The sequence below is a fragment of the Rhizobium mesosinicum genome (genome assembly GCF_019511345.1).
Classification (GTDB): domain Bacteria; phylum Pseudomonadota; class Alphaproteobacteria; order Rhizobiales; family Rhizobiaceae; genus Rhizobium; species Rhizobium mesosinicum.
Window position 1 is genome coordinate 681,361 of record NZ_JAEUAK010000004.1, and the last position, 18,538, is coordinate 699,898.

Annotated in this window: 18 protein-coding genes; 10 read left to right on the forward strand and 8 right to left on the reverse strand. The window is 59.1% G+C overall.

The features are described 5' to 3' along the window. Positions 1–138 precede the first annotated feature (138 nt). The gene (gene glnA / locus JNB85_RS14325) at positions 139–1,548 is read right to left on the reverse strand and encodes a type I glutamate--ammonia ligase (protein ID WP_220334931.1); all 1,410 of its coding nucleotides are present in this window, start codon (positions 1,546–1,548) and stop codon (positions 139–141) included. A gap of 79 nt (positions 1,549–1,627) precedes the next feature. Continuing rightward, on the reverse strand, positions 1,628–1,966 hold the full coding sequence (locus JNB85_RS14330) for a P-II family nitrogen regulator (RefSeq protein ID WP_003539626.1): 339 nt from the start codon (positions 1,964–1,966) through the stop codon (positions 1,628–1,630). A 344-nt stretch (positions 1,967–2,310) separates the two neighbouring features. Here JNB85_RS14330 and JNB85_RS14335 point away from each other — a divergent pair, with 344 nt between their 5' ends. Beyond that, positions 2,311–3,783: an NAD(P)H-hydrate dehydratase gene (locus tag JNB85_RS14335; protein ID WP_220334932.1), complete on the forward strand. Its 1,473-nt coding sequence runs from the start codon at positions 2,311–2,313 to the stop codon at positions 3,781–3,783. 1 nt (position 3,784) lies between these two features. On the opposite strand, the gene JNB85_RS14340 is transcribed toward JNB85_RS14335, so the two are convergent. The 3 genes from JNB85_RS14340 to uvrA are packed head-to-tail and all read right to left on the reverse strand — an operon-like array spanning position 3,785 to position 7,998. Further along, the gene (locus JNB85_RS14340) at positions 3,785–4,591 is read right to left on the reverse strand and encodes a DUF72 domain-containing protein (RefSeq protein ID WP_220334933.1); all 807 of its coding nucleotides are present in this window, start codon (positions 4,589–4,591) and stop codon (positions 3,785–3,787) included. Positions 4,592–4,615: 24 nt separating this feature from the next. Next, a complete protein-coding gene (locus JNB85_RS14345; protein ID WP_220334934.1) occupies positions 4,616–5,077 on the reverse strand; it encodes a GNAT family N-acetyltransferase in 462 nt (153 codons plus the stop codon). Continuing rightward, the gene (gene uvrA, locus JNB85_RS14350; RefSeq protein ID WP_220334935.1) at positions 5,074–7,998 is read right to left on the reverse strand and encodes an excinuclease ABC subunit UvrA; all 2,925 of its coding nucleotides are present in this window, start codon (positions 7,996–7,998) and stop codon (positions 5,074–5,076) included. The genes JNB85_RS14345 and uvrA overlap by 4 nt, the downstream gene beginning before the upstream one ends. Positions 7,999–8,252: 254 nt before the next feature. Here uvrA and JNB85_RS14355 point away from each other — a divergent pair, with 254 nt between their 5' ends. Further along, positions 8,253–8,786: a single-stranded DNA-binding protein gene (locus JNB85_RS14355; RefSeq protein ID WP_220334936.1), complete on the forward strand. Its 534-nt coding sequence runs from the start codon at positions 8,253–8,255 to the stop codon at positions 8,784–8,786. Between the two features lie 104 nt (positions 8,787–8,890). On the opposite strand, the gene JNB85_RS14360 is transcribed toward JNB85_RS14355, so the two are convergent. Continuing rightward, positions 8,891–9,538, reverse strand: a complete 648-nt coding sequence (locus JNB85_RS14360) for a MarC family protein (RefSeq protein WP_183747259.1) — start codon at positions 9,536–9,538, stop codon at positions 8,891–8,893. A 225-nt stretch (positions 9,539–9,763) separates the two neighbouring features. On the opposite strand from JNB85_RS14360, the gene gyrA reads away from it, so the two are divergent. The 5 genes from gyrA (at position 9,764) to JNB85_RS14385 (ending at position 15,971) form a co-directional block, all read left to right on the forward strand. Next, the gene (gyrA, locus tag JNB85_RS14365; protein ID WP_220334937.1) at positions 9,764–12,565 is read left to right on the forward strand and encodes a DNA gyrase subunit A; all 2,802 of its coding nucleotides are present in this window, start codon (positions 9,764–9,766) and stop codon (positions 12,563–12,565) included. Positions 12,566–12,660: 95 nt separating this feature from the next. After that, complete coding sequence (locus JNB85_RS14370; protein WP_220334938.1) at positions 12,661–14,154, forward strand: FAD-binding protein; 1,494 nt, start codon at positions 12,661–12,663, stop codon at positions 14,152–14,154. Between the two features lie 10 nt (positions 14,155–14,164). Beyond that, on the forward strand, positions 14,165–14,572 hold the full coding sequence (locus tag JNB85_RS14375) for a hypothetical protein (protein ID WP_220334939.1): 408 nt from the start codon (positions 14,165–14,167) through the stop codon (positions 14,570–14,572). Further along, a complete protein-coding gene (locus JNB85_RS14380; RefSeq protein WP_220334940.1) occupies positions 14,572–15,645 on the forward strand; it encodes a hypothetical protein in 1,074 nt (357 codons plus the stop codon). Before JNB85_RS14375 ends, JNB85_RS14380 begins: the two co-directional genes overlap by 1 nt. Before the next feature lie 32 nt (positions 15,646–15,677). Further along, positions 15,678–15,971, forward strand: coding sequence for a hypothetical protein (locus JNB85_RS14385; protein WP_223216498.1), 294 nt, complete (start codon positions 15,678–15,680; stop codon positions 15,969–15,971). 228 nt (positions 15,972–16,199) lie between these two features. Here JNB85_RS14385 and JNB85_RS14390 read toward each other — a convergent pair whose 3' ends face one another. Together JNB85_RS14390 and JNB85_RS14395 are read right to left on the reverse strand one after the other, a co-directional pair. Next, positions 16,200–16,409 carry a hypothetical protein gene (locus JNB85_RS14390; RefSeq protein ID WP_220334977.1) on the reverse strand — a complete coding sequence of 70 codons (210 nt, stop codon included), beginning with the start codon at positions 16,407–16,409 and terminating at the stop codon, positions 16,200–16,202. Positions 16,410–16,506: 97 nt separating this feature from the next. After that, positions 16,507–16,779, reverse strand: a complete 273-nt coding sequence (locus JNB85_RS14395; RefSeq protein ID WP_220334942.1) for a hypothetical protein — start codon at positions 16,777–16,779, stop codon at positions 16,507–16,509. Positions 16,780–16,870: 91 nt separating this feature from the next. On the opposite strand from JNB85_RS14395, the gene coaD reads away from it, so the two are divergent. From coaD to JNB85_RS14410, 3 genes are read left to right on the forward strand one after another with little or no spacing between them, the layout of a single operon-like run. Further along, positions 16,871–17,365, forward strand: a complete 495-nt coding sequence (gene coaD, locus JNB85_RS14400; protein WP_220334943.1) for a pantetheine-phosphate adenylyltransferase — start codon at positions 16,871–16,873, stop codon at positions 17,363–17,365. Between the two features lie 26 nt (positions 17,366–17,391). After that, on the forward strand, positions 17,392–17,964 hold the full coding sequence (locus JNB85_RS14405; protein ID WP_220334944.1) for a peptidylprolyl isomerase: 573 nt from the start codon (positions 17,392–17,394) through the stop codon (positions 17,962–17,964). A 25-nt stretch (positions 17,965–17,989) separates the two neighbouring features. Beyond that, positions 17,990–18,499 carry a peptidylprolyl isomerase gene (locus JNB85_RS14410; protein WP_220334945.1) on the forward strand — a complete coding sequence of 170 codons (510 nt, stop codon included), beginning with the start codon at positions 17,990–17,992 and terminating at the stop codon, positions 18,497–18,499. Positions 18,500–18,538: the final 39 nt, after the last annotated feature.

The following is an 18,538-nucleotide window of genomic DNA, read 5'->3' on the forward strand; positions in this document are numbered from 1 at the left end:
CACCCAATTTGGTGATCGGCCCCCCGCAAATCAAGATTTTCGCAGGATTTCGTCACATGACTGTCATCTCTGCCCATCGGCCCTTATGGCCTCAGGATCGAAAAAAGCCCCGGCGAACCAGGGCTTTCAACTCTTGCCTTATGCCGAGTAGTACATGTCGTATTCGACCGGATGCGGCGTCATTTCGAAGCGCATCACTTCGGCCATCTTCAGTTCGATAAACGCATCGATCTGATCGTCATCGAAGACGCCGCCTGCCGTCAGGAACTTACGGTCCTTGTCGAGGCTTTCGAGCGCTTCGCGCAGAGAGCCGCAGACGGTCGGGATCTTCTTCAGTTCCTTCGGCGGCAGGTCGTAGAGATCCTTGTCCATGGCCTTGCCGGGATGAATCTTGTTCTTGATGCCGTCGAGGCCGGCCATCAGCATGGCGGCAAAGGCGAGATAGGGGTTTGCGGTCGGATCCGGGAAGCGGACTTCGACGCGCTTTGCCTTCGGGTTCGAGCCGAACGGAATGCGGCAGGAAGCCGAGCGATTGCGGGCGGAATAGGCGAGCAGCACGGGAGCTTCATAACCCGGGACGAGACGCTTGTAGGAGTTCGTCGACGGATTGGTGAAAGCGTTGATCGCCTTGGCGTGCTTGATGATGCCGCCGATATAGTAGAGGCAGGTTTCGGAAAGGCCTGCATATTCGTCGCCGGCGAAGGTCGGCTTGCCGCCCTTCCAGATCGACTGGTGCACGTGCATGCCCGAGCCGTTGTCGCCGAAGATCGGCTTCGGCATGAAGGTCGCCGTCTTGCCATAGGCGTTGGCGACCTGATGAACGACGTACTTGTAGATCTGCATCTTGTCGGCGTTGCGAACGAGCGTGTCGAACTTGATGCCGAGCTCATGCTGGGCAGCAGCCACTTCGTGGTGGTGCTTTTCGACGACGACGCCCATTTCCGAGAGAACCGTCAGCATTTCCGAACGCATATCCTGAGCGCTGTCGACAGGCGGAACCGGGAAATAGCCGCCCTTGACGCGCGGACGGTGACCAAGGTTGCCGGTCTCATAGTCGGTGTCGTCGTTCGACGGCAGTTCGGTCGAGTCAAGCTTGAAGCCGGTATTGTACGGATCGGCCTTGTACTTAACGTCGTCGAAGACGAAGAATTCGGCTTCCGGGCCGACGAAGATTGTGTCGCCGATGCCGGATGCTTTCAGATAGGCTTCGGCCTTTTTGGCGGTGCCGCGCGGATCGCGGTTATAGGCTTCACCGGAAACCGGATCGAGGATGTCGCAGACGATGACCATGGTCGACTGAGCGAAGAACGGGTCCATATGCACCGTTTCGGTGTCGGGCATCAGCACCATGTCGGACTCGTTGATCGCCTTCCAGCCGCCGATCGAGGAACCGTCGAACATGACGCCGTCGGCAAACATGTCTTCATCGACGCAGGATACGTCCATCGTTACGTGCTGCAGCTTGCCCTTGGGATCGGTGAAGCGCAGGTCGACGAACTTGACGTCGTTTTCCTTGATCTGCTTCAGGATTTCGCTTGCACTCGCCATAAGATGCTTCCTCTATTTTGTGATGACGTTAGGTTATGTACGATGAGGATGGGTGAGCTTCGCCGAAAGGCAAAGCCGGTCAGATGGCATCGATACCGGTTTCACCGGTGCGGATGCGGATGACCTCTTCGACATTGGAAACGAAAATCTTTCCGTCGCCGATGCGCCCCGTCTGCGCGGCCTTGCGGATCGCGTCGATGACGGCCTCCGCGTTTTCATCTGCGAGCACGACCTCAACCTTCACCTTCGGCAGGAAATCGACGACATATTCGGCGCCGCGGTAGAGTTCGGTATGGCCCTTCTGACGACCGAAGCCCTTCGCTTCCGTGACAGTGATACCCTGCAGACCGACTTCCTGAAGGGCTTCCTTCACCTCGTCCAGCTTGAAAGGCTTAATGATCGCTTCGATCTTTTTCATGAGAAAATGTCTCTCCGCTTCTCCCGTTACAGCAGGAACCTTCCCGCTCGCGGGATATGATGCAGATATCGTGCCAGTTTGAAATCCGTCTCGCGCAAAAAATCGCGGAATTTGGTGCGCGAGACCTTGTTTGTCCGCGATTCAGTGTCGTTTTGATGAAAGATGAGGTTAACTCCAGGGCGCTTTGATCAAAAATGACGCGAAAATTGAAAAAAGCCCGGGAGTCGTAATTTCCTTCGGTTCATGGCGGATGGTTTAGAAAATAGGCAAATGCATAATATTTGCTCTTTCATTTTGCTGATGATGCGGTTGTTTTTTAGGCGCTTTTTGAATTGAATAGGGGCATGAGCAAACGCCTCGCCGATTTTCTTCTGACACCTGCAGAAATGGCTGCCGCCGATTCGGCTGCAGCCGAATCCGGAATCAATTCCTATCGTCTCATGGAAAAAGCAGGTGCCGCGGTCGCCGCTGCGGCATTGCGTCTTTATCCCGGCGCACGACGTTTCGTAGTGTTCTGCGGCCCCGGCAACAATGGCGGTGACGGTTATATCGTTGCCCGACTCCTGCAGGAGAGTGGCGGACAGGTGGATATCTTCCACCTTGGCAACCCGGAAAAGCTGAAGGGCGATGCGGCCCGCGCCAGGGCGGCCTTTGTGCTGAAGGGGCAGGATATCGGTCGCTATGAGCCGCAGCGGGGCGACGTCGTCATCGACGGCCTCTTCGGAGCCGGCCTTGCACGTGATGTGCCATCCGAGGTCGCCGATCTGATCCACAAGGTCGGCAAGGCAGGAACTCCCGTCATCGCCATCGACCTGCCGTCTGGCCTCGACGGCCGCACCGGCGCCGTGCTCGGCGGCGCCTTCCGAGCGGCGCATACGGTGACCTTCATGACCCGCAAGCCCGGCCATCTGCTGATGCCGGGCAGGGAGCTTTGCGGCACACTAGAGGTCTTCGACATCGGTATCCCCGCACGCATCATCAGGGCGCAGACGGATGGTCGTGTCGATGAGAACACCCCTGCCGCGTGGCGCGCTGTCATTCCGACCGAGCAGGTGGAGACCCACAAATATAAGCGTGGCCACCTTGTTGTATTTTCGGGTGATGCGAGCAAGACAGGCGCCGCCCGCATGTCGGCCATGGCGGGGCTGAGGGCCGGGGCCGGGCTTGTCACCATCGCCGCGCCGAGCGAAGCGCTTTCCGCCAACAGCGCCCATCTGACCGCCATTATGCTGCACGCGATTGACGACGCGGCGACATTGAAGGGCTGGCTTGAAGATGCACGTCTTCAGACCTTCGTTCTCGGCCCTGGCTTCGGCATCGGAAAGAAGGCCCGCAAATTCGTTTCCCTACTGCGCGACCGTCATCTCGTTCTCGATGCTGACGGCATCAGCTCATTCAAGGATGACCCGCAGGCGCTGTTCGATCTGTTCAGGGGAGAGCCGCGCCTCGTTCTAACGCCACATGACGGCGAGTTTGCGCGCCTCTTTCCTGATATCGCAGCCGAGAAGAGGGCAGGAAAGGTGGATAAGGCACTGGCCGCCGCCGGTCGCTCTAATGCAGTGATCATCTACAAGGGTGCAGATACCGTCATCGCCTCCCCGGACGGACGGGCGCTGATCAACACCAACGCACCGGTCTGGCTCGCGACCGCCGGTTCCGGCGATGTGCTGGCAGGCATTATCGGCGGCTTGCTCGCCCAAGGCTTGCCGGCATTCGAGGCAGCGGCTGCCGGCGTCTGGTTGCATGGAGAGGCAGGCCATCGCGCCGGCAAAGGCCTGACGGCCGAAGATCTCGCCGCCCACGTGCTGCCCTACTGAGTTATTTGTCGACCCGCTTCTGCAGGGCGATCGCCCCATGCGGCGCATTGACTTTGCCCTCATGGATCATGAAAGCAAAGACGTCGCGCGGCTCGACCTTGACCTTCCTGTCTTTGTCGATCAACGGCAGGTCGTCAGGCACTTTTCCTTCGGCCCAGGTCTCAAGCCGTTTGGCCCAGTCCTTTAACTCCGGTTCCGGATAGCAGGTCGGAATGTTATCGGATCCCTTCTGAAGCCGCGTATAGACAAAATCCGCCGTCACATCGGCAATCATCGGATAGTCGAAATGCTCTGCGCAGACAGGCGCCACACCGTATTTTTCAAGCAGTGCGACGAATTCCGGCACCTTGAAGGAATCGTGCCTGACTTCGACGACATGGCGCAGCTTCAGTCCGTCCTGCTTCTCCGGCAGCAGCTTCAGGAACGCCTCGAAATCATCGGGTTCGAACCTCTTCGTCGGCGCAAACTGCCAGAGCAGGGGGCCGAGATGATCGCCGAGTTCGCTGATGCCGGATGAGAGGAATTTCTCCATCGATTCCCAGGCCTCGGCAAGCACACGGCGGTTCGTCGTGTAACGCGTCGCCTTCAGCGAAAAAACGAAGCCATCGGGCACATCAGCGGCCCATTTGGCAAAGACCGCCGGCTTCTGCGTGCTGTAGTAGGTGCCGTTGACTTCGATGACCTTCAGCTGGCGGCTGGCATAGTTCAGCTCGTCCTTCTGCTTGAGATCGGCGGGAAAGAAATGGCCGCGCCACGGCTCGAACGTCCAGCCGCCAATGCCCACGCGGATCGTGCCCGATTTACTCATCTGTTCCTCCTCGCGTGCGACCTCTCAGATCGCACCAACCTTTTTCATCATGTCGACAATGGTCCATCCTGGCCGATAGGGATTCGGTCGGCGACCCGTTTCCTGAAAACCGAAGGCGGAATAAAGCGCTATGTTTCGCTCCATCCGCGCATTGGTATAGAGCCGCATCTCAGGCGTTTCCCACTCCCGCGCCTTGTCCTCCAGCCAGCGCAGCATGGCTGCGCCATGCCCCGCTCCCTGGAAATCCGGTGATACCGCGATGCTGAAAAGCATAACGTGGTCGGCATGGTGCTCGACGACCAAGAGCCCCACCACGGTATCACCAGCCTCCCGCAGCCAGACTTCGCCGCGCTCAATCCGCGGCGCGTAATCTTCTGTCACCGGGATCGGCGGATAGCCGAGAAGATCCGTGTGGGGCTGATAGGCAGCCGTCGTCAGTGCCACGACCGCAGGCAGTTCCGCAATCGTGGCGAGCCGCATCGTCATTCCGCTGCTGCGACCGCCTTTTTGACCGGCCGCCGCTCCAGTAACTCCCTCAGGAACTGGCCGGTATAGGATCGCTTCTCCTTGACGATCGTCTCAGGCGTGCCGACAGCCACGATCTCGCCGCCGCCGTCACCACCTTCGGGGCCGAAATCGAGGATCCAGTCGGCGGTTTTGATGACTTCGAGATTGTGCTCGATGACAACGACCGAATTGCCTTGATTAACCAATTCGTGCAGCATTTCCAGTAGTTTGGCAACGTCATGGAAATGCAGGCCAGTCGTCGGCTCGTCGAGGATATAGAGCGTGCGGCCCGTCGAGCGCTTCGATAGTTCCTTGGCGAGCTTGACGCGCTGCGCCTCGCCACCCGAAAGCGTATTGGCCTGCTGGCCGACCTTGATATAGCCAAGCCCGACATCGAACAGAGACTGCAGCTTGTCGCGTACGGCCGGAACAGCTGCGAAGAACTCGACGCCTTCTTCCACCGTCATGTCCAGCACGTCGGAGATCGACTTGCCCTTGAAGGTGACATCGAGCGTTTCGCGGTTGTAACGCTTGCCGTGGCAGACGTCGCAGGTAACATAGACGTCAGGCAGGAAGTGCATCTCGATCTTGATGACGCCATCGCCCTGGCAGGCTTCACAACGGCCGCCCTTGACGTTGAAGGAGAAACGGCCCGGCTGATAGCCGCGTGCCTTTGCCTCCGGCAGGCCGGCAAACCAGTCACGAATCGGTGTGAAGGCGCCTGTATAGGTGGCCGGGTTCGAACGCGGCGTGCGGCCGATCGGCGACTGGTCGATGTCGATCACCTTGTCGATATGCTCAAAACCATCGATGCGGTCGTGATCGGCAGGGATTTCGCGCGCGCCCATGACGCGCCGTGCCGCCGACTTGTAGAGCGTTTCGATCAGGAAGGTGGACTTGCCACCGCCGGACACACCTGTCACCGCCGTGAAGACGCCAAGCGGGATTGCCGCCGTGACATTTTTCAGATTGTTTCCACGGGCGCCAACGACCTTGATCTCCTTGCCCTTCTTCGGCTTGCGCCGCTCGTCAGGCAGGGCCACGCCGAGCTCGCCCGACAGATATTTGCCGGTCAGTGACTTCGGATTGGCCATGATTTCCTGCGGCGTGCCATGCGCCACCACCTGGCCGCCATGCACGCCCGCCGCAGGGCCGATATCGACCACGTCATCTGCCGTCAGGATCGCATCTTCGTCATGCTCGACCACGATAACCGTGTTGCCGATGTCTCGCAGGTGTTTCAGCGTGTCGAGCAGGCGGGCGTTGTCGCGCTGATGCAGGCCGATCGACGGTTCGTCGAGCACGTAGAGAACGCCGGTCAGGCCCGATCCGATCTGCGAGGCAAGCCGGATACGCTGGCTCTCGCCGCCCGACAGCGTGCCGGAATTGCGCGACAGGCTGAGATATTCGAGACCCACATCATTGAGGAAACGCAATCGGTCGCGGATTTCCTTGAGAATGCGTACGGCAATCTCGTTCTGCTTGGCGTTGAATGTCGCCGGCAGTTCCTCGAACCAGTCGCGGGCGATGCGGATCGACATTTGCGTGACTTCGCCGATATGCAGCTTGTTGATCTTGACCGCGAGCGCTTCCGGCTTCAGGCGAAAACCGTTGCAGGCCGGGCAGGGGGCTGCCGACATGAAGCGCTCGATATCCTCGCGCGCCCAGGCGGAATCCGTTTCCTTCCAGCGCCGCTCGAGATTGGGTACGATGCCTTCGAAATTCTTCGAGGTCGTATAGGAGCGCGCACCATCGGCATAGTGGAATTCGATCCTCTCCTCGGTGCCGTTCAGGATGACATCCTTGGCTTTTTCGGGAAGGTCGTTCCAGCGGCTGCCGAGCTTGAAGCCGAAATGCTTGCCGAGCGCTTCCAGCGTCTGGTTGTAATAGGGCGAGGTCGACTTGGCCCAGGGCGCGATCGCACCGTCGCGCAGTGTACGCTCCGGCTCGGGTACAATCAGGTCAGGGTCGATCTTCTGCTGCGAGCCGAGACCGTCGCAGGTCGGACACGCGCCGAAAGGATTGTTGAACGAAAAGAGCCGCGGTTCGATCTCCGGAATCGTGAAGCCGGAAACCGGGCAGGCAAACTTCTCCGAAAACAGCACCCGCTCGTGCGTCTCGTTGAGCGACTTGTTGGCCGAGCCGCCGGCCGAGGTTTCCTCAGGCGGCAGCGGCTTGTCGGCGAATTCGGCAACGGCTAGGCCATCGGCAAGCTTCAGCGCTGTTTCGAAACTGTCGGCCAGACGCGACGCCATGTCGGGTCGCACGACGATACGGTCGATGACCACGTCGATATCGTGTTTGTATTTCTTGTCGAGCGTGGGGGCATCGGCGATCTCGTAGAACTGGCCGTCCACTTTGACGCGCTGGAAGCCCTTTTTCATGAGCTCAGCTAGTTCCTTCTTATACTCCCCCTTTCGGCCGCGGATCATCGGCGCCAGGACATAAAGACGCGTGCCTTCCTCGAAGGCCAGCACACGGTCGACCATCTGGCTCACCGTCTGGCTTTCGATCGGCAAGCCCGTTGCGGGCGAATAGGGAACGCCGACGCGCGCAAACAACAGGCGCATATAGTCGTAGATTTCGGTGACGGTGCCGACGGTCGAGCGCGGATTGCGCGAGGTCGTCTTCTGCTCGATCGAGATTGCCGGCGACAGGCCGTCGATCTGGTCGACATCAGGCTTCTGCATCATTTCCAGGAACTGGCGCGCATAGGCCGAAAGGCTTTCGACATAGCGGCGCTGGCCCTCGGCATATATCGTATCGAACGCGAGCGAGGATTTGCCGGAGCCGGAAAGGCCGGTCATGACGATCAGCTTGTTGCGCGGCAGATCGAGGTCGATGCCCTTCAGATTATGCTCACGCGCGCCACGGATGGAGATCGTCTTCAGTTCGCTCATCGTCTCTGCTTCAAGTGGTTTGGGGATCACAGCCCTTATTTAGTGATGCCTGCGGGCGAGTCGAGGCTGAATGTCCGGAACAACTAAGGTTTTCGATTCTGTTGACAGGATCATAGCGAATAATTAGAACAAATAAAGAACAAAATTCCTTGTGGATTAAGAGGGCCTGGATGCGCATCGCTTGTCCTCTATGGTTTAAGGTGCGCCGATGATTTTTGAGCGCCGCCGGTCAGGGCGGCAGTAAGGTGAGCGATATGGCTGGCAGTGTGAACAAGGTAATTCTTATCGGAAACGTGGGCGCCGACCCCGAAATCCGGCGCACGCAAGATGGCCGGCCGATCGCCAATCTTCGCATCGCGACCTCGGAAACCTGGCGTGACCGCAACTCCGGCGAGCGCCGCGAGAAGACCGAATGGCACACCGTCGTCGTCTTCAACGAAGGCCTCTGCAAGGTCGTCGAACAATATGTGAAGAAGGGCGCCAAGCTCTATATCGAGGGCGCTCTGCAGACTCGCAAATGGCAGGATCAGAACGGCAACGACCGCTACTCGACGGAAATCGTGCTGCAAGGCTTCAATTCGACGCTGACGATGCTTGATGGTCGTGGCGAAGGCGGCGGCGCAAGCTCCAGCTTCGGCGGCGGTCGCGGCGGCGATGATTTCGGGGACGACGACTACGGCGCTGGTCCGTCGTCGGGCGGTGGACGCAGCAGCGGTGGCGCCCGTGGCGGCAGCGGCAGCGGTGGCGGCAACTTCTCGCGCGATCTCGACGACGATATCCCGTTTTGATCGATCGTAACCGATGGTTTGAGGATTGCGCTCTAACTTTCTGAATCCACACATCGGCCCGTAAATCGATTTCCGATTTTCGGGCCGATGTGTAAGTGCCGTTTTCAGGTCGGCGTCGCGCTGATCAGGTTGAGGGCGGATTTCGCACCGTCCACGACGAACTGGGCGGCAAGAGCCGCCAGGATGACGCCGAGAAGACGGGTCAGGATCGCCCGGCCAGTGACGCCGAGGAAGCGGTCAAGCCGGTCGGCGAGGAACAGCACCACCAGCGTGATCAGCAGGCAGCCGGCAATGACGCCGATCAGCTGCGCACGTTCGACGGTGGAGGGCAGGGTGCCTCCTAGCAGGATCGTCGCCGAAATGGCCCCTGGTCCGGCGATCAGCGGCAGTGCCAGCGGGAAGACGGCGATATTCTCGATATGATCCTTGGTTATCGCCACTTCCGTGGTCTTTTCCTTGCGGTCCTGCCGACGCTCGAAGACCATTTCGAAGGCTATCCAAAAAAGCAGCAGTCCGCCCGCCAGCCGGAAAGCGCCGATCGAAATGCCGAGCACGCCGAGCACGCCGGAGCCGAACAGCGCGAACACGGCAAGGATGATGAAGGCGATCGTGATGCCGCGCAGCGCCACCTGCTTTCGCTCCGGGCGGCTCATGCCGACAGTGAGGCCGAGAAAGAGCGGGGCAAGCCCTGGCGGATCGATGGTGACGAGCAGCGTCGTGAACGCGTTGATCAGTTGGTCGGCGCTTGCCATCGCTTCTCCAAAACCCCATATAGATGCTTGTTTTTCATGATTGTGCTGTGCCGATTCCGATTTGGCAAATGCATGATTGGTGATTGTCTTCCTACTACGGGCAAATACCGTGATTTGCCCTCTTTCGACCGCAAAAGCCTGTTCAAAACCCTCGGCCAAATTGGCATGGGAACAGGCTTTCCGCTATAAATCTTCGAGTGATTCTAGAAGAGAACGTGAACCGTTTTGACTGAGCAAACACCCCCCGGCGGCGGGAAGCTCCCGCCAGGCATCGAGCCCATCTCCATTATGGAGGAAATGCAGCGGTCCTATCTCGATTACGCCATGAGCGTGATCGTGTCGCGCGCGCTGCCCGACGTGCGCGATGGCCTGAAGCCCGTGCATCGGCGCATCCTTTACGGCATGTCCGAGCTCGGCATCGACTGGAACAAGAAATACGTCAAATGCGCCCGCGTTACCGGGGACGTGATGGGTAAATACCATCCGCACGGCAATGCCGCGATTTATGACGCTTTGGCTCGTATGGCGCAGGATTGGTCGCTCCGACTGCCGCTGATCGACGGTCAGGGCAATTTCGGCTCCGTCGACGGTGACCCACCGGCGGCCGAGCGTTACACCGAATGCCGCCTGCAGAAGGCCGCCCATTCGCTGCTCGACGATCTCGACAAGGAAACAGTCGACTTCCGCGACAACTATGACGGCACGCTCTCCGAGCCGGTTGTCGTTCCCGCCAAGTTCCCGAACCTGCTGGTCAACGGTGCGGGCGGCATCGCCGTCGGCATGGCGACCAATATTCCGCCGCATAACCTGTCTGAGGTCATCGACGGCTGTATTGCGCTGATCAATGATCCGGCAATCGAACTGCCGGAACTGATGCAGATCATTCCCGGCCCCGATTTCCCGACCGGGGCCAAGATTCTCGGTCGCGCTGGCATCCGCTCGGCCTACGAAACCGGCCGCGGTTCTGTCGTTATGCGCGGCGTTGCCGCAATAGAGCCGATGCGGGGTGATCGCGAACAGATCATTATCACCGAAATTCCCTATCAGGTGAACAAGGCGACGATGATCGAGAAGATGGCCGAACTGGTGCGCGAGAAGCGCATCGAAGGCATCTCCGACTTGCGCGATGAATCCGACCGTCAGGGCTATCGCGTCGTCGTCGAATTGAAGCGTGACGCCAATGCCGACGTCATCCTGAACCAGCTTTATCGATACACACCGCTGCAGACCTCCTTCGGCTGCAACATGGTGGCGCTGAACGGCGGCAAGCCCGAACAGCTGACGCTGCTCGACATGCTCCGCGCTTTCGTCTCCTTCCGTGAGGAGGTCGTTAGCCGGAGAACGAAATTCCTGCTTCGCAAGGCGCGTGAACGCGCCCACGTCTTGGTCGGTCTCGCGATTGCTGTCGCCAATATCGACGAAGTCATTCGCGTCATTCGCCAGGCGCCGGATCCGCAGTCTGCCCGCGAAGAGCTGATGACCCGTCGTTGGCCGGCGGAAGATGTCGAAAGCCTGATCCGTCTGATCGACGATCCCCGCCATCGCATCAATGACGACCTGACCTATAACCTCTCCGAAGAGCAGGCCCGCGCCATCCTCGAGCTTCGTCTCGCCCGTTTGACGGCCCTCGGTCGTGACGAAATTGGCGATGAACTCAACAAGATAGGCGAGGAAATCAAGGATTACCTCGATATTCTGTCATCGCGCGTCCGTATCCAGACGATCGTCAAGGACGAGCTCGCTGCGATCCGCGACGAGTTCGGCACGCCGCGCCGCACCGAGATTGTCGACGGCGGCCTCGAAATGGACGATGAGGACCTCATCGCTCGCGAAGATATGGTCGTGACCGTCTCGCATCTCGGCTACATCAAGCGTGTCCCGCTGACGACTTATCGTGCGCAGCGCCGCGGCGGCAAGGGCCGTTCGGGCATGACCACTCGTGACGAGGATTTTGTTAGCCGGCTATTCGTCCTCAATACCCATACGCCTGTTCTTTTCTTCTCCTCGCGCGGCATCGTCTACAAGGAAAAGGTCTGGCGCCTGCCGATCGGCACCCCGACCTCGCGCGGCAAGGCGCTGATCAACATGCTGCCGCTGGCGTCAGGTGAACGCATCACCACCATCCTGCCGTTGCCTGAGGATGAGGGCAGCTGGGATAATCTCGATGTCATGTTCTCCACGACGCGTGGCACTGTCCGCCGTAACAAGCTCAGCGACTTCGTCCAGGTGAACCGCAACGGCAAGATCGCCATGAAGCTGGAAGAGGAGGGGGATGAAATCCTCTCCGTCGAGACCTGCACGGATCGGGACGACGTTCTGCTGACGACGGCGCTCGGCCAGTGCATCCGCTTCCCGGTCGATGACGTCCGCGTTTTTGCCGGCCGCAACTCGATCGGTGTGCGCGGCATCAATCTCGGCGATGGTGACCGCATCATTTCAATGACGATTGTCGGCCATGTCGATGCCGAGCCGTGGGAGCGCGCCGCTTATCTCAAGCGCTCCGCCGCCGAACGTCGTGCGACGGGCGTGGACGAAGAGGATATCGCTCTGGTCGGTGAAGAAGTCACCGAAGAGGGACAGCTCTCCGACGAACGTTACGAAGAGCTGAAGGCACGCGAGCAATTCGTGCTGACGGTTTCTGAAAAGGGCTTCGGCAAGCGCTCGTCTTCCTACGATTTTCGCATCTCCGGCCGCGGCGGCAAGGGTATCCGCGCCACCGATACGTCAAAAACAGGTGAAATCGGTGAACTCGTCGCCGCCTTCCCGATCGACGATGGCGATCAGATCATGCTCGTTTCCGATGGCGGCCAGCTGATCCGAGTACCGGTGGGCGGTATCCGCATCGCCAGCCGTGCGACCAAGGGCGTCACGATCTTCTCCACCGCCAAGGATGAGAAGGTCGTCTCGGTGGAGCGCATCAGCGAGCCGGAAGAGGAAGAGACGGCGGAAAACGGTGAAGAAACCGTGGTTTCTGAAGGCGAAGCTCCTGCAGCGGGCGAAGCTGACGAAGCCCCATCGGCTGAATAATTCACCACTTTCTCATTGCAGACCGGGCGGCCCCTGCCGCCCGGTTTTTTATTGCGCTATGAAGAGCTTGCCGATTCATCCGGAGGGGGAATGTTGTGGGCAGCTGGACAAGGCGAGGGGTGCTGACCGGTATTTCGGCCGCAGCCGGTATGGCGGCGGGGCGTCTTTTGCTTCAGCCGCAAAGTGATCCCGGACCAGCCTTTCCAGCGGAACTTCCCATTGAAGATGGCGCGACCATTCTCAATGACGCCGGAGAACTGACACCGACCCGGGTTGCTGCACATCTGACGGTCAAGGAGCCGCCGCAGGATGACATGATTGGTCGGTTGCGCACGGTGCTCGCTGAAGCCGTCAAGGCGAACAGGCCCTTCATCGCCAGTGCCGCGCGCCATTCGATGGGCGGCCAGAGCCTTGCCGAAAATGGCGCGGCGCTGACGCTCGATCAGGACTGGCTGGAGGCAGATACGGCCGCCAAGACCTATCGTGTCGCCGCCGGCACGCGCTGGTCGACGATCATTTCCAAGCTCGATGCGATCGGCTTTTCGCCCGCCGTCATGCAGTCCAACAACGATTTCGGCGTCGCCAGCACCTTTTCGGTCAATGCGCATGGCTGGCCGGTTCCTTTCAGCGCCTGCGGTAGTACCGTTCGTTCCATCAGGCTGATGACGGCGGACGGCAACCTGTTGACCTGCTCGCGCACGGAAAATGCCGAGCTTTTCAATCACGCCATGGGCGGATACGGGCTTTTCGGCGTCATTACCGAACTTGAGCTCGACATGGTGCCGAACGTGCTTCTGCAGCCGACCTTCGAGCATCTGGCGGGTAAGGATCTCGGCCGGCGCTTTGCCGAAGTTCTGGCGAGCGATAGCACGATCAGCATGGCCTATGGCCGTATGGATGTTTCGCTCGATCGTTTCTTTGAAGGGGCGCTGCTGATCACCTATCGCGCCGCTCCGGAACAGACGAAAATACCTGCGGCCTCCGGTTCCGGTTTTATCAGCCACGTGTCTCGTGAAATCTTTCGGGCGCAGCTCGGTTCGGATACGGCCAAACATCTTCGCTGGTGGACCGAGGCTGTCGTCAATCCATCGATTGCGGCGCAGGCGACGCGCAACAGCCTGATGAATGAACCCGTCATCACGCTCGATGACCGCGATCCATCCCGCACGGATATCCTGCACGAATATTTCGTCTCGCCGTCTCGCTTCGCTGATTTCGTTGCAGCCTGCCAGGATGTCATTCCGGCCTCCTATCAGCAGCTCCTCAACATCACGCTGCGCTATGTCGATACCGATCGCGACAGCGTGTTGGCTTACGCCACAGAACCCCGCATTGCCGCGGTCATGCTCTTCTCGCAGGAAAAGACTATCAGAGGCGAGGCCGACATGCAGCGCATGACTGAAGCGCTGATAGAGCGCGTGCTCGCAATCGGTGGCAGCTACTATCTGCCGTACCGGCCGCATGCCCGGCTGGATCAGTTTACCCGTGCCTATCCCCGCGCCGGGGAATTTGCAGCGGCCAAGCGCCGCTTAGATCCCGGCCTTACCTTCCGCAATCATTTCTGGGATCGCTATCTCGGAAGCCTCTAGGGAAATCATGATGTCCAGGCTTCGGCTGATTACCGCGCTTTATACGGTGGCTCTGCTCTTTGCGGCCGCATTGAATTACATTCCGGGACTGACGGATGCGGAGGGGCGCGCCTTCGGGATTTTCGCGCTCGATATCTATGACGACAGCCTGCATCTGGCCTCGGCCGCCTGGGCCGGCATCGCAGCCTTCCTGTCTGCCCGCGCATCCCGAACCTTCCTTTTCTATTTCGGCCTGCTCTATTTCAGCGATGGTCTGCTCGGGCTGGTCACCGGATCGGGTTACCTTGATCTCGGCATAGTCAATTACGGCATTCAGGAGCTTCCCTTTGGGTTCAAGATCCTCGCCAACCTGCCGCATCTCTTTCTTGGCGGCGTGGGGCTCGCATCCAGCTATATCTTCCGCCGTGAGGCCCCGTGATGCGGCGCCTTCTGAAGATTATCGGCTGGCTCCTGGCGGTTCTCGTCGTCGCCGTCCTGCTGCTGCTCGGCCCCGTTGCCTATGTCGAGGCCTTCTGTCATGCCGACCCCGAACCCGACAGCAACAAGCCGCTGATATCGGATCCCGAATTCCGCCGGCAGGAGGCCAATACCTATCTCACTTATCCGGAGTGGCATATCGTCTATGCCTATGACGGCCTCGCCGAAACCCTGAAGACGGGCGATGAATATGGCTTCGGCTATGTCTCCAGTATGAGGGATTTCTGGGTCGCAGACTGTGCGCTGACCCGCATTGCCGATCGCCACGGCGGTGCTGACAGAGAGACGCGAATGATGATCGCCACCATCGGTGTCAGCTTCACCCTCGAAATGGGCCTGAAGGCGGCCTATGAGGAAACGGTCGGCCGGCTTTTTGCACTCTGGCGCGGCAGCGAAAAGACGCCACAGGATATCGTCGCCCGCGATATGGCGATCGATTATGCCGCCTTCCTGCGCCAGACCCCATGGTACAAATATCCCTTCCAGCCCTGGATCGACAGGCTTTGGGCCGCACCGGTGGAAGAGCCGCTGCGTGGCTGGGAGCGTCGTCTGGCGCTCGGCGGCGAGTGGCGTGCAAAGATCGCCTATGCCGGCATGATCGCCAGAGCTGTCGCCGCAACGGGAGAGGCGAAGCTCACGATCCGATCGGTCATATCAGGCCTGCCGGCGAACAGGCTTTCGACAATTCCTGATGTATCGGTCATTTCAGAAAGTGCCGATGGTGTACTGATCGAAACGCCGCGCTACGACCGCTTCACCCATATCCTTGCGGAGATCGCGAAGGCCGGCGGCACAATCGGCGAGATTGCCGGCAATGACGAAATCATGGTGTCGCTGACCATGCCGTCAGGGATGGAGCAAGGCAATCTGGCCGGCGAGGTGATCGCCCGCCTGCCTCGCACCGGTTTCGACAGCGACCGCCTGCTTCTGTCAGTCAGGATGGCTGATCTGGCGCCGCTGCTCAAAGACCGGCCGATTGCCGATCCCGGCCTTGAGCATATATTCGATTTCTGAACCATCGGATGGGTCGCTCTTTGATCAGACGCTTGGCACGCAGGACAGGCACTTCGATTGCGGTCGTTGCTGCAGTCTTCGTGCTGTTTGCTGTCGTCTTTGCGGCAACGGGCGAGGCGCCAGCTGCCATGGTCTTTCCCGCCGTCAGCATTGAACCCGGCTCATTGCCCGAAGGTGTCTCCATCCTGCGGTGGGGCAGGGGCTTTGCTGTCGTCACAAGCGAACGCAGCGACTACGTGCGTGCGCTCTATGGCAAGGGGGCGCTTCTTGTTCTGCCGCTGCGTAAGAGCGGCTGTCTGGCGCTACGGCCTGCATCTTCGCCATGAGAAAAGCCGGATGCAGAACATCCGGCTTGCATTCAGGCTTCGCTGCAGGAGCGGCTTTAGAAAGCGCTATGCTTTTTGTTGAGCGATTTCACTTCCTCGCTTTCACGGCGTAGCGCGGAAATCGTCGAAGTAACGGACACTATGAACATGATACTGATGAGTGCTGTGAGAACTGTCAGGATCGTGAACATGGCCGTTCCTTTCTATAGGGAATTGCGTTAATGCCCCTTAGTACTGGCCGAGTACGCTGACGGTGCGTGCCGAAGCGAATGGGCCATAGACTTTGGAAGCATCAACCTTCTGGTTGTCATAGAGAGCGATTGTGGCAGCCAGCATGCCCGTAATCATTACCATCCAAAGCATGTTGATCATGGTGATCTTGCCAGGCATCTTAATTCCCTTCCTGCCGCGTTGCCGCTTCTCGTATGTGTCGATCATGTGAACGCATCCGTCTTTAAAAGGTTCCCGCCGGATGTTGACGGGGGTTTACCAACGGTGTTCTGAAGCGACCTTGAATGTCGTGTTCATCTACCGTTCAGAATTCAAATCGATTAGAACGCATGCGTCCGAGCTGTCGCATGATGGCCGCATGTTCATTGACTGCCGGCCGTACCCATCCAAGCTGATGCCGATCTGCGAAGTAACCGTAGAAAAGCTCTGCAAATACTGAAAAAATCACGGCTGTTGCGATGAGGATGATCAGCATGAGGGTCTTTCCGGGGATGACGCTACCGGGACCGGTAGCTTCTGTGTCGATGATCTGAGTAAAGCAGATCGCATCTGAGCGGGCCTTGAACGTGCCGTTCATTCATCGTTCAGCCTCATCTGACGGCATGGCTAATTGACTTGCGAGAAAACGGCTTCCATGACAAAAGGCGTCAAACGGACGGCCGGACCACATGACCACAGCTTTCTATCCGGGGTCTTTCGACCCGATCACCAACGGACACGTCGACGTGCTGGTCCAGGCGCTCAACGTCGCCGAAAAGGTGATTGTCGCAATCGGTATCCACCCCGGGAAGACAGCGCTCTTTTCGTTCGACGAGAAAGCCGAACTGATCCGCGCGTCGCTCGCTGAAGTGCTGCCGGAAAAGAGCGCGCTTATCGATGTCGTCTCCTTCGATAATCTCGTCGTCGATGCTGCGCGCGCGCATGGCGCAAGCCTGCTTATCCGCGGCCTGCGTGACGGCACCGATCTCGATTATGAAATGCAGATGGCCGGGATGAACCGGCAGATGGCGCCCGATATCCAGACCATCTTTTTGCCGGCAGGCACAGCCTCGCGGCCCATTACCGCCACATTAGTGCGCCAGATCGCGGCCATGGGCGGAGATGTCAGCGCCTTCGTACCGGTGGCCGTGTTGAAAGCCCTGAAATCCAAGCGCAAAGACTAGGCGGAGACCGCCTCTATGGAGCCCACATGAAACTCTTCTATCTTGCATTTGCCGGCGTGCTGTATATTGCCTCTTTCGCGGGGGACGCCTTTGCGCAGGCTGCCGATCACTACGTCACCATTCAGTTGAAGAGCGGCCCGGTCGTGATCCAGCTCCTGCCTGACGTCGCGCCAAAGCACGTTGCGCAGATCGAAGCGCTGGTGAAGAAGGGTGAATACGATAATGTCGCCTTCCACCGTGTCATCCCCGGCTTCATGGCCCAGACCGGCGACGTGAAATACGGCAACATGGAAAAGAACTTCGATGCGAGCCAGGCCGGCACCGGCGGCTCCGATCTGCCTGACCTTCCGGCAGAATTTTCTAAGACACCCTTCGTTCGCGGCACGGTCGGCATGGCGCGCGCCCAGGATCCGAATTCCGCCAACTCGCAATTCTTTATCATGTTCGCTGACGGCTCCTTCCTGAACGGCCAGTACACGGTCGTTGGCAAGGTTGTCTCCGGCATGGAAAACGTCGACAAGATCAAGAAGGGCGAAGGCCAGAACGGCGAAGTCAGCAATCCCGACCGCATGATCAAGGTCACGCTGGGCAAGAAGTAAGTTCGAGACAACAAGGAGAACGACAATGGCCGAGATCAAGGATCCGGAAAACACCATCATTCTGGAAACGACCAAGGGCAAGGTTGTCATCCAGCTTCTGCCGCAAGTGGCCCCCGAGCATGTCAAGCGCATCAAGGAACTCGCCCGCGAGAAGGCCTATGACGGTGTCGTTTTCCACCGCGTCATCGCCGATTTCATGGCGCAGACGGGTGACGTGCAGTTCGGCAAGAAAGGCGGCGAGAATTTCAACCCTGGCCGCGCCGGCATGGGCGGTTCTTCGAAGGACGATCTCAAGGCTGAATTCTCGGCAACGCCGCATGTCCGCGGCACCTGCTCGATGGCTCGTTCGCAGAGCCCTAATTCGGCCAACTCCCAGTTCTTCATCTGCTTCACCGATGCTCCGTGGCTGAACAAGCAGTATTCCGTCTGGGGTCAGGTCGTCGAAGGCATGGACAATATCGACAAGATCAAGAAGGGCGAACCCGTCTCCGATCCGGATTCGATCGTCTCCATGCGGGTTGCCGCCGACGTCTGATTGTGATTTCTGCTGAAACCCGCCCTTGCGCGAGAGCGC